Here is a 13,298-nt window from a genome sequence, read left to right as displayed (position 1 = left end):
TTATGAACCTAAAAGGCTTTATTGATAGATTGTCCGAGCAGGAAGTTCGTCTTTTTGTTGAAAATGGGACGCTAAAATCTCAGTCTGCTCCTGGCGCCATCACACCTGAACAGGGAAAATTTATTAAACAAAACAAACAAGCAATTATTGATTTTCTCTCTCATGCGGAGGTAGGGGGGCAACCGAAGCTTTCGTTATTACAACGTCGGCGCCTTACCAAAGCGCCGTTATCCTTTGCGCAGCGCCGTTTTTGGCTGGTCGAACAGGTTTCCACGGTTGAACGCCAGTATAAGATTTCAACCGCGTTCAATTTATATGGTCAATTTTCCTTAGCAGCCGCAAATCAGGCGATGGATGCCATTCTTAAGCGACATGAAATTTTACGCACTGTTTATCAAGAATCACAAGGCATGCCGGAACAAGTCGTGTTGGACGACTATGTTTTCCAGATTGACAAAGACACCCTTGCCGATGGTGTTGACCAACAGCAACAGATAGAGAATTGGCTGGCGGGGCAGAGACAGAGACGATTTGATTTAAGCAGGGATTTGCCGCTAAGAGTGGCTTATCTGGCCTCTGATCTAAAATCAGAGACATCTGATAAGCGATTGGCTGGCGTATTGTTTTTTGATTTGCACCATATTGCTGCTGATGGCTGGTCTCTGGCGATATTGGTGGATGAATTTACCCTTCTTTATCAGCAAATTGTGCATGATAAACCGGCCTTGTTGACTGAACTTGAACTGCAATATTCGGACTATGCCTACTGGCAGAACCAAGCTGAAACTCAGCAAATGTTTGACGAGCAGTTGCAATATTGGCAACAACAGTTGGCTAACCTGCCATTGGTTCATGAATTGCCTTTGGATTATGCTCGTCCTCAAAAATTGGATATGCGCAGCGCAACGCACACGCAAAAGATACCGCTGGAGACGGTGAGTAAACTTAAGCGATTAGCGGTTGATGCAAATGCCACTTTATTCATGCTCTTGCATACCGCTTTTGCTGTGATGCTGGGGCGTTACAGTGATAACCCGGATGTGGTTATTGGCACACCTATTACAAGCCGACCGGGACAGAAACTGGAGTCGCTAATTGGTTGTTTCCTCAATACGCTGGTGTTGCGTTTGGATTGTACACCGACGCTGACATTCAATGAGTTGTTGAAGAGTGCAAGGCAGGCGCACCTTGATGCACAGAGCAATCAGGCCATTCCATTTGAATTATTAGTTGAGAAGTTGCTAGCTGAGCAAAGCACCGCGTTTACGCCCTTATTCCAAGTGCTTTTCTCAATGCAAAATTATGAATCTCAACAGTTGCAACTTGCTGATGTTGAATTTGAAGAGGTGATGGAACAAGGGGGACAAACGCAGTTTGATTTGACCTTAACCGCGACAGAAGATAAGGACGGATTGTCGCTGATTTTTGAGTTTAATCGAGGGCTCTTTAATCCAGACACAATCGCCCGTTTTGCCGAAAATATGCAGTTGTTGTTGGCGCATATTGCGGTCAACGGTGATAGACCCATTAATCAATTAGCGATCATCAGTGAGCAGGAACAAGCGGTATTGGACAAGTCTCATCAATCAGTTTGGCAACTGCCTGAGGAGCAACCTTTTGTGCATCAGCTTATTCAACAGCGGGCGGCTGAGTATCCTGAACGAGTGGCAATTCGCTATCAGGAGCAAAGCCTCAGTTTTGCTGAACTTGATGCAAGGGCTAATCAGATCGCTCAATTATTATTGGCTAAAGGCGCCGACAACAACCAGTTAATTGCTATTTTGATGGAACCCGGCATTGACTTTGTTGTCAGCATGTTAGCGATATTGAAAGCAGGCTGTGCTTATTTGCCATTGGACCCCACTTATTCTGTAGCACGGTTAAGTTTTATCTTGGCTGACAGCAATGTTGGTTTGGTTATCGTCGATAACAAAAGTATCGATAAGATCGATTTACCAACGAGTAGCGTTTGCACTATCTTGCTTGATGACACTGAAATTGCCGCCCAGTCTCGTACTGAACCGATGCTGACCTCAAGTGTGACAGCAGATTCCCTTGCCTATGTCATTTATACCTCGGGTTCGACAGGTAATCCTAAAGGGGTGATGATCCCTCACGGGGCTTTGAGCGCATCAACGGTTGGACGGTTTAATTCATACGCGATAGTGCCGGAGAAATTTTTACTGGTTTCATCATTTGCTTTCGATTCATCGGCTCCGGCAATATATTGGGGGCTTGGCAGCGGCGCAACGTTGCATTTAATGGCCCCCCAAGATGCGAAAGATGCATCGTATGTGGCAAAGATGATAGACAGTCAACAAATTAGCCACGTTCTTTTTATTCCCAGTTTCTACGATGCTGTTCTTGATTCCCTTACAGGACATTCACTACGTAAGGTGATTTGTGCCGGCGAGAATTTGTCGGACCAAGTTAAGACAAAACATTTCCAATGTCAGCCTCAGGCAACTCTGGTCAACGAATATGGGCCAACGGAAACTACGGTATGGTCTTCGTTGAAAATCTTTGCAAAGGCGACTGAGCCAGTCACGATTGGTCGTCCAGCGCCCCATGTGTCGCTTTATGTATTGGCGAAAGATCGCTCCCAATGTCCGGTTGGCGTAGTTGGAGAACTGTATGTCGGTGGTGTCGGATTAGCAAAAGGGTACTTGAACCGTCCAGAACTGACGGCTGAACGTTTTATTGATCATGTGGACGCTAAAGGTAACAGCGAACGACTATATCGCACCGGTGATTTAGTGAAGGTGTTGCCATCAGGCGAGATTGCTTACATTGGTCGCAACGATTTCCAAGTGAAATTGCGCGGTTTTCGTCTCGAATTGGGTGAAATTGAGAACTGTATCCGCGCTAATTTTGATGTAGCGGATGTTGTAGTTTGTGTCAGGCAGGATGACAAACAGCGGCAATCCTTGGTGGCTTATTTAGTCGCTCCGTCAATGCTCGACATACGTGAACAGCGCGATAAAGTCGAGCGCATCTTGCCGGAGTTTATGTGGCCTGGCTGCTATGTGTTATTGCCGGAAATGCCGCTGACTGAGAATGGTAAAGTTAATCGTCAAGCCCTGCCTGCGCCAAGTATGGAAAATATCGCAGAAGAACCTTTTACGCCGCCAGAGACAGCAACTGAAAAGCAGTTGGCTGAATTGTTCCATAGAGAGCTTGGCTTGGAGCGAATCAATACTGCGGCCCGGTTTGTACAGCTCGGTATTCACTCACTGCAATTTGTCAAACTCGGCAGTGTCATCAGCGAAGAATTGAAGATAGAACTGTCGGTAAAGGATTTTTACGTCTATGACACTCTGTTTGCTTTAGCACAGTATGTTGAGCAGCAGCTTGCCGAACGACATAAACAGATTGGGGGAGAAAGGGAGGTCGTTGAACTGTGAATATCGCCGCATTTTTAGCTGACTTAAAACAGCAAGACATTATGGTATACCTTGAATCTGACTCGCTTAAGCTGAACGCGCCTAAAGGCGCAGTATCGCAAGATATGATTACTGAGTTGAGAATGCATAAGGCAGAGATTATTGCGTATCTGCAAGGGCAACAATCAAATCCATTACCGATCAAGACTGTCGATAGAGGGCTGACTCGGTTACCTCTTTCTTTTGCACAACAACGCCTGTGGTTCATCGACCAGCTCTTTGGCAGCAGCGAACATTACAATATGGCGACGGTGTTGGAAGTGAGTGGCGCGTTCGATTTAACGATTGCTGAAAAAGTCATGCAACGCATTGTCGAACGCCATGAAGTGTTGCGCTCAGTTTACCGAGAAGAACAGGGAGAAGTATGGCAAGAGATTCAGTCAAATGTTAAGGCAAAGATCAATGTTCGGCACTTGACATGTGACCCTGCCGAACTGAAAGCAATATTTTATCAGTATGTTGCTGCTCCGTTTGACTTACGAAAGGACCTAATGGTCCGGATCGACTTTTTTACAACGGATACTCAGCGGCAATTTCTTATCATCAACTTGCACCATATTGCTGGAGACGGATTGTCTTTCTCTCTATTGATGGAAGAATTTGTCACCCATTATCAAGCGATTAAGCAGAATCTGCCGGAGTCCTTGCCCGTATTACCCGTGCAATATGCAGATTATGCTTACACTCAGCAGTCATGGATTGCTGACGGGGTGTTTGATGCGCAACTTGATTATTGGCGACAAAAACTAGCGGATATACCGCAAGTTCACCAATTTCCATTGGATTTTCCGCGGCCGGTGAAACAGACCAACTATGGTGTTAAGGTGCGATTCCGATTGGATCGGCAATCTTCGGCGATGTTGCGTAAGCATGCAGGCAATGCCGGCGCGACCCTGTTTATGTTATTGCACGCCGCATTTTCAGTATTTATCGCTCGCTACAGCCAGCAAACGGATATTGTCATTGGTACACCGGCCACTAACCGGAAACAAAAAGAGTTACAGTCACTGCTCGGGTTGTTTGTCAATACGCTGGCGTTGAGAACCGAATATCAGGGCAAGATTGATTTCATGCAGTTTTTGCAGCATGTAAAGCAAGTCAACATTGAAGCACAAATGAATCAGGATTTGCCGTTTGATGTTCTGGTGGAGAAATTGGCGGTGAGTCGGAACATCGCTTATTCACCGATATTCCAGTTCATGTTCACAATGGATACGACTGAGGCTGGTGAATCGAGATTGGATGACGTGGTGTTCACCCCGGTATCTTCGGGGGAAGCATTCTCTAAATTTGATTTGGAACTCGATGCGATTGATGACAGTGACACGATTCTGTTTGAAGTGGTGTACAACAGTAGCCTATTCCATGAACACACTATTGCAAGGTTACTCAAATCGTTTGAAATCTTATTGATTGATATCGCCAAAAATCCTTATAAAACATTAGACTCTTTAGCGCTGTTGGATGAAGACGAAAAGCGCCGTTTAGGGCGACAACTGGCGCTACCATCTTCTATCGCGACAACGGCAGAAACTGTGCAATGCCAGTTTGAACGTCAGGCAGCACAAAGATCCGATGCCACCGCTTTGGTATGGCAGGTTGCAGGGGAAAATCAAACCCTGACATATCGCGAGTTGAACCAGCGGGCTAATCGATTGGCGCATCACCTAATCGAAAAGGGGGTTAGGCCGGGCAATATTGTCGCGTTATGTTTACCGCGTTCCCCTGAGATGATTATCAGTATATTGGCGGTACTGAAAGCAGGCGCCGCTTACACCCCCATTGACGTTGACAACCCTCAGTCCCGAATCCAGCACATTATTGCGGATTGCCAACCGGCGGTTGTGTTGACGAACAACGCATATGCAGACAAGTTTGCTGAACTGAATGTCATTGTTGAGCTGTTAACCTCGGAAATGGAGCCATTTTTAGGGACTGCATCTGATAATCCGAATATCAACCAGAGCTTGGATGAACTTGCTTACGTCATGTATACCTCTGGATCGACGGGCAAGCCTAAAGGGGTCATGGTAGAGCATACGCAGTTGAGCCATTTTGTGGCGGCAGCATTGGCAATGTATTCCGTTAAACCTGACGACAACGTATTACAGTTCTCCTCATTTGCATTTGATATTTCCATTGAAGAGTGTTTTGTCACCCTATGTGCAGGGGCCGCTTTAGTATTGAGGAACGATGATTGGTTGAACAGCGCTGACCTATTTTGGCAACAGTGTTGTCAACACAACATCACCGTAATGAGCTTACCCACTGCATTTTGGCATCAGGTAAGTAGTGGCGACGCTTTGGCGCCTGACACACTACGGTTGGTTATCGTTGGCGGTGAAGCAATTAATGCTGAAATTGTCAGGCATTGGTTCGCATCAGCAAACCGTCCTCCGGTGATGAACACCTACGGGCCGACCGAAACAACCGTCTTGGCGAGTTACTACTTGATTGAATCCGCATTGCAGATTGAACAATCGGTTCCCATTGGCAGGGTATGTGGTCATGTTAAAGCCTATATTGTTGATGAACATTTGAATTTGGCGCCGCAAGGTGTCATTGGTGAATTAGTGGTTGGTGGTAAAGGCGTTTCCCGAGGTTACTTAAACCGACCTGAGGAGCAGCAGAAAAGTTTTATCCAGGTTGCTTTTTTCGACGGTGAGGTTGAGCGGCTTTACCGGACTGGCGATTTGGCGAGGTTTAATGTTCATGGTGAAATTGAATATATCGGGCGGAAGGATAGCCAGATAAAAATTCGGGGTTTCCGCATTGAGCTAGGTGAGATTGAGAACCAACTTATTGCGATTGATGGGGTGAGGCAGGCGGTTGTCACTGCGGATGAGCTTAACGGCAATAAACAACTGGTTGCATACTACGTTGCGGACGCTCCGCTGGAGCCAGTGGCGTTGAAGGAACAAATAAGCCAAACCTTGCCGGAATATATGGTTCCCAATGCCTTTATTTCGCTAACCAGCATTCCAATGACGGTAAACGGTAAAGTTGACTACAAAGCGTTACTGAGTGTAGAGACGCAAGAGCCGTTACCAGAGAATTATTGCCTGCCGCAGGGGGAACTGGAAGAACAACTGGCTGATATGTGGCAGCAGTTGTTAGGCCACCCTAAAGTGGGCCGTACCGATAACTTTTTCAAGCTAGGGGGACATTCCCTGTTGGCGATTAAATTGGTATCGGAAATCAAGAAAACCTTGGCCGTACAGATCTCTGTTCGGGTAGTGTTTGAAAGTCAAACCTTGGCTGACTTCGCACAATTGATCGCTGAACAACAGACAGCAACTAACAGCAATGCAGTGATAGCGCCAATTACGCCTGTAGTTGAAATGACAAGAGTTGAAATGGCAAGAGTTGAAATGGCAAGAGTTGAGATGGCAAGAGTTGAAATGGCAAGAGCTGAAATGGCGCGGCTGCCATTGTCGTTTGCTCAGCAACGGCTTTGGTTTATTGACCAGTTAGATGGACAAACGCCTCAATACAATATGCCGTTGGCATTAACCATTAAAGGGGACTTCAATCTCGCTATCGCTGAACGTGCGATAAACATGATTGTTCAACGCCATCAGGTGCTGCGAACGGTCTATCGGCATGATACCGCTGGTGCATGGCAGGAAGTGTTGGACAAGGTAACTGTGAAGATCGACCGTGTTGACTATCAAAGCCTTGGGGAAAAAAGCGGCCAACAGCAAGTGCAAGAATTTATTCAGCGGCATGCGGAGCAGGCATTTGATTTGGCTAACGATGTCATGCTGCGAGCGGCCTATCTAAAAATAGCCGAAGATCAGAGTGTTATGGTATTCAATATGCACCATATCGCATCAGATGGTTGGTCAATCAACGTGCTTGCTGATGAATTTGTCAACATATACAGCCAACTGCTTGAGGGTCGCCAGCAACCGGCTTTGCCATCGCTACCCATTCAATATAAAGATTATGCTGTCTGGCAACGGCAACAACTACAGGGTGAAACGTTACAAACGGATCTTAACTACTGGTTAACTCAGCTTAATGAGTTGCCGCCTGTACACGACTTGCCGTTGGATTACCCGCGTCCATTACAACTTGGCAGCCGTGGCGGGTTACTTGAATTTAGTGCTGACAAGTCTCTTTTGATTGGACTTAAATCCCTTGCCAGTCAACATAATACGAGTCTGTTTGTGGTATTGCATGCTGCATTTACCCTGTTACTTGCCCGTCATGGTCAAAGCAAGGATATTGTCATCGGGACGCCGGTTGCGAATCGTTTGCAGGCGGAAGTGGAGCCGCTTATCGGCTTTTTCGTCAATATGCTAGTGCTGCGCACCAAATACCAGGCAAATCTCACTTTTGCTGAATATCTGTCACATATTCGTCAGGTTAATATTGATGCTCAAGCGCATCAGTTACTGCCGTTTGAATTGTTGGTTGAGAAAATGCAGCCGGAGCGGAGTACAAGTTATTCGCCGCTCTTCCAAATCGTATTCTCAATGGATACCAATGAATCCAAGGTATTGCAATTGAGTAACGTTGAATTTGAATATCTTGATAGCGAACATGTTACCGCCCAGTTCGATTTGACCTTAGATGCCAGTGAAAGTGAGGACGGTCTTGATTTTAGTTTTGAATACAACTGTCAACTATTCGAACGATCGACAATAACCCGATTCAGCCAACGGTTCCTGACTTTATTGTCTGCATTAGTGACTGACCAATATCAAACAGCGCCTTTGACTAAACTGCCGGTGTTAACTGAGCAGGAAAGGCAATATCTGTTGAGTGATATCAATGACAATTGGCAGCCCTATCCTGCGGATAAATGTATTCACCAGTTGTTCGAAGACCAAATGGAACGGAGTCCAGAACAAATAGCGGTTATTGACGGCGAGCTTCATCTCACTTATCGGCAAGTGAATGCGCAAGCGAATCAGGTAGCCCACTTTTTATTAGACAAAGGTTATACATCGGATACCTTTATTGCGGTTTGTATGGATCGTACTGCGGCCGCAGTGATTACCGTACTTGGCATCTTGAAGGCGGGTTTAGCCTATGTGCCATTTGATGCTGATCAGCCATTGCCGCGGATTGAATACATTCTTCAAGATAGCGGTACCCCATTGGTTGTGGTTGATGATATTCAGCGTTTGCCTATTGAAGTGGCTTCGGCGTACAACGTCTGGAGATTGGATGAAATATTAAGCCAGTCACGGATTGATACCAATATTGCGGCGACGCAGAGTCATTCAACTGCGACCAATTTGGCCTACATGACTTACACTTCAGGAACAACCGGCCATCCCAAGGGCGTGATGGTTGAGCATACGGCGATGATTGCCCGTTTGTATGGCTGGGATGCCATATTTGGCTTATTCCAGCAGCCGCCGACAGTATTGCAAATGGCGGGTTTGGCGGTGGATATTTTTCTGGGCGATATCGTTAAGAGCTTGACCACCGGTGGTCGCTTAGTGATTTGCCGCAAGTCGGATTTGATTACCACAGAGGCTTTGTATCAGCTTATCGAACAACAACAAGTGACATTGGGTGACTTTGTGCCGGTCATTCTGAGGAATTTACTCGATTATGCTGAACAAAGCAGGGTTCAATTGGATTCCCTGCGCCATATATTAGTGGGTTCAGAAGCTTGGTATGGTCGTGATTTAAACCGTTTGCAAAAGCTGATGCATGCCGATGCCCGTTGTTTCAATATTTATGGACAAACAGAATCGGTGATTGATGCCAGTTACGGTGATGTGACGCACCTCTCTTTACCTGATGATGCCTATGTTCCCATTGGTACGCCGTTTGCCAATACTCACATTTATATCCTTGATGCTTATGGCGAGCCTGTGCCTATCGGGGTGGTTGGTGAAATTGCGGTAGGCGGCCCGGGTTTGGCAAGAGGTTACAACCGCAATAGCGAATTAACGCAACAAAAATTTGTTAAAGACAACCTTTCTGGCGGTTGTGGTTATATTTATCACACCGGTGATCAAGCTAGATTAAAATCTGATGGGACTCTGGAGTTTTTAGGGCGTAATGATGATCAAATAAAACTGCGTGGATTCCGTATTGAACTGGCTGAAATTGATGCCAAGCTGCGTGCATTGCCTGATGTACAGAATGCTATTGCTGTGGTACGGGAAATTGAGCCGGGCAATAAACAAATTATTGCTTATCTGCAAACGCCGCAATCGTTATTAGTTGAACAGATCAGAGAACAGCTACGGCATCAATTACCTCATTACATGATCCCCAGCGCATTTGTATGTCTGGATGCTTTCCCGGTGAGTATTACCGGAAAAGTGGATAAAGAAAAATTACCTGCGCCGGAAACCAGTGCTTTTACCAGTACGGAATACGTTGCGCCGCAAAATGACGTTGAAAGAACATTAGCGTCTATTTTTGCCGTGGTTTTGAAACAGGAGAAAGTGAGTCGTTACGATAATTTCTTTGCTTTGGGTGGTGACTCAATATTAATTGTGCGTGTTGTTGCGATGGCTAAACAGGTGGGTTTAGCGCTCAGTGTAAAAGATATTTTGACTTATCAAAGTATTCATGAAATAACGCAGCAGTTACCTGATTTGAACAACAAAAGCGTCTCTTCTAAAGATGCTTATCACGCTTTTTCATTACTCACCGATGACGAGCGGGCGGCATTGATTGAGCCATCAACATTGGATGATGCATATTCATTATCGAGTTTGCAAATGGGGTCTATTTATCATCAGCTAAAAGATAAAAGTTACCACATTGTAGAACATTACTCGATTAATGCAGAGTGGAGTGAACAAGCGTTTGGTCAAGCATTTAATGCCATAGTACAACGCCATGAATTATTGCGTGCGACATACAACTTCGAATTAGGAAGAGCGTTGCAATATATTCATAAAACGATTGCTCTGCCGGTTACCCTTAATGATTGCCGCCACCTTTCCGTACAGGAATTTGAACATCAATTAGATCACTGTTTGGAACAGGAAAATAACAACTTTTTTGTTGAAAATGAATTAATGTGGCGAATTCATGTATTTATTGATGCTAATAATACATTTGCTCTGGTTTTGTCCCATCAACATGCCATTCTTGATGGTTGGAGTGTTGCCAACCTAAAAGTTGAGTTCATGGAAAACTATTTATCGGTGTTGTCTGGCGGTTCTATTCCACCAAGAGCTGACTTACCGCATTACGGTGAATACATTGCTGAAGAACTGTCTGCTATTGATGGTCCTGAACACAAAGCTTATTGGCAGCAGATTGCCAACGCGGCTGTACTTCCTGACTGGACTGGAAAAGGAGTAACACAACATTATTCCGCTCGTCTTGAGCTATCTTATTTACATGACGATTTGCAACAACTGGCGACGCAATTAAAAGTGCCGTTGCGCACATTACTGTTGGCGGTACATGTTTATGTATTAGCGAAAATCAATGGCACTGATGCCATCACCAGTTCGGTAGTAAGTCACGGAAGACTTGAAGTGGAAGGTGCTGAATCTTGTCTTGGATTATTCTTGAATACGCCGCCGGTTAATGCAGATATTCATCAACAAACCTGGGCGTCGTTGATTGAGCAATTAACCGAATACAGCACGGCAAGCTGGCCTTATCGACATTATCCAGTAGCTGTGATGCAAGAGGAATTCAAATGTGATTACTCTGGCGCTTTATTTAACTATGTCGATTTTCATGTGTCTGATGAATTACAGACAACTCAGGATGTTGAGCCTGAGCAGGCTGATGATCATGAATATGAACGAGTTGGTTATGGTTATGATTTTGTTTGCCATCATAGCTCAGCTAATAGTTTTCTGGTTCTGCAATTGGCGTTAACTCAATCGGTGTTTAGGCAATATCAGGCGGGCCAAATATTGGCTTATTATGAAACGGCAATAAAATCGATGTTAGTTTCACAACGTCATCACTTAGGGCATGCGGATTATTTAGTTCCAGATCAAATCCAACACTTGCATCAATTAGCCGGTCATGCGTCATCTATTGCTAATGACTGCACATCTCTGACTCAATTATTTGCCCGAGTTGCGCATCAGATACCTGATGAAGTGGCCTTGTCAGGGCCTTGGGGAAGCATGAATTATACGCAGTTGGCGTTAGCGGCTGACAAGCTGGCGGCACTTCTTATTGCGCGGGGCATCGGGGTAAATGATACGGTGGGTATTTATTTATCAAGTAGTCCCGAAGTGGTGATTAGTGTCTTGGCTATTTTGCAGGCGAACGCAACGTTTGTGCCATTGGCAACCGATTATCCAGCAGAACGCATTGCCCATATTATTAATGATGCTGATATTCAGCTTATTGTTTCACAGCGTTCTGAAAGCCGCACTTTGCCGGTTGATGAACAAAATATTGTTATGGTTGATGAGATTGAGTCGGTTGATACTGCGGTTGTGGCACAGGAAGTCGCATTATCAGCGCCAGAGCGTATTGCTTACATCATGTATACCTCGGGTTCAACGGGCACGCCTAAGGGCATTAAGATCAGTCATCACAATTTGTTGAGCTATTATGAAGCCGTTAAACGTTATTATTCGACAAATTCTGCCCATACGGTATTGCAAATTGCCAACATTGGTTTTGATATTTTTATCGAAGAATTAATGTTATCGGTATTTTCCGGTGGTCGTCTGGTTCTGGATAGTCATAAAACAGCGTATAGCGTTAAACAGTTATGTCAGCTCATTGATGCACAAAAAGTCACGCTGATTTCAGTCCCCACAGCCTTATGGCATGAGTGGACGTATCAGTTAACTGCCGACGATGTTAAACAACTCGTTGAACATTTGAAGGTATGCATCGTCGGTGGTGAAGCCATGCGAATGGAGTTATTGGCGCTATGGCAACAAAAAACACAAGGAGAGATCCGTTTATTCAACACTTATGGACCGACAGAAACAACCATTGTCGCGACTGCTATTGATGTCACCCAGTTAGACGCCTTAACCGACGCAGTGGTGCCGATAGGTCGTCCTTTGGCACATTGTCAGACCTATGTTTTGGATTCTCAGGGGGGATTGGTGCCGCCGGGTGTTATTGGTGAACTCTACATTGCTGGTGATGCTTTAAGTTTAGGTTATGTGAATAACCCAGAGCAAAATGCGGCCCAGTTCGTTGAAATGGCTATCTTGCCGGAACAAGCAGTACGTTTATATAAAACCGGTGATCGTGTTTATTGGAATAACGATGGTGAACTGGTTTATGTCGGTCGTCTTGATAATCAGGTCAAGATCAGAGGTTTTCGTATCGAAACTCGTGAAATAGAGTCAGCACTGTCAGCTATTGATGGCGTGGCGACAAGTATTGTGCGAGTGATTGTCGATGCGACTGGCGAAAAACAACTGGGTGCTTGGCTGGTTATGCCAGAGGGTACCGAAATAGATGCGGTAATCCCTCCGATAAGAGAGCAACTGAAAACCCGATTACCAGAATATATGGCGCCAACCCTATATGCTGTGATAGCCGCTATCCCAACCACAGCTAATGGTAAAGTGAATTTTGCTGCCCTACCTGAGCCAAAACCTTGTATTACGCAAGGGTTGGATCGTATTGCGGAAACTGAAATTGAAAAACAATTGGTACAACTGTGTGCCGACGCACTGAAATTACCGTTAAGCATGGTGAGATTAACCGCGTCTTTTATCGAGTTGGGAGGGAATTCATTAACCTTGTTGAGGTTTTTACATCAGATACAACAGACTTTTGCTGTCACGGTCAGCGTTGCCGATATTATGACGGCCAGTGATCTAGCAATCCTGGCGCTGATAATTGAGCGTAAGCAATTGCAACTAGCTGAACAAGTTAATCAGGGGCATAACTCGGTGGCGGAAGAAGGCTGGTTATGATGATAAA

The 13,298-nt window shown here is 45.3% G+C and carries 2 protein-coding genes; both read left to right on the top strand.

Annotated features, from left to right (window positions below):
* Positions 1–2: 2 nt before the first annotated feature.
* Positions 3–3,404: a non-ribosomal peptide synthetase gene (locus TI10_RS05545; RefSeq protein ID WP_244161545.1), complete on the top strand. Its 3,402-nt coding sequence runs from the start codon at positions 3–5 to the stop codon at positions 3,402–3,404.
* A complete protein-coding gene (locus tag TI10_RS05540; protein WP_049582289.1) occupies positions 3,401–13,291 on the top strand; it encodes a non-ribosomal peptide synthetase in 9,891 nt (3,296 codons plus the stop codon). The genes TI10_RS05545 and TI10_RS05540 overlap by 4 nt, the downstream gene beginning before the upstream one ends.
* Positions 13,292–13,298 lie beyond the last annotated feature (7 nt).

The sequence above is a fragment of the Photorhabdus luminescens subsp. luminescens genome, assembly GCF_001083805.1.
Lineage (GTDB): Bacteria > Pseudomonadota > Gammaproteobacteria > Enterobacterales > Enterobacteriaceae > Photorhabdus > Photorhabdus luminescens.
Note: the sequence above shows the minus strand (reverse complement) of the source record. Positions and strands in the feature narration are given on the sequence as shown.

Bases quoted from the DNA above. Each gene is read 5' to 3' on its own strand.
- TI10_RS05545 (WP_244161545.1), top strand. From the start codon at position 3: ATGAACCTAAAAGGCTTTATTGATAGATTGTCCGAGCAGGAAGTTCGT.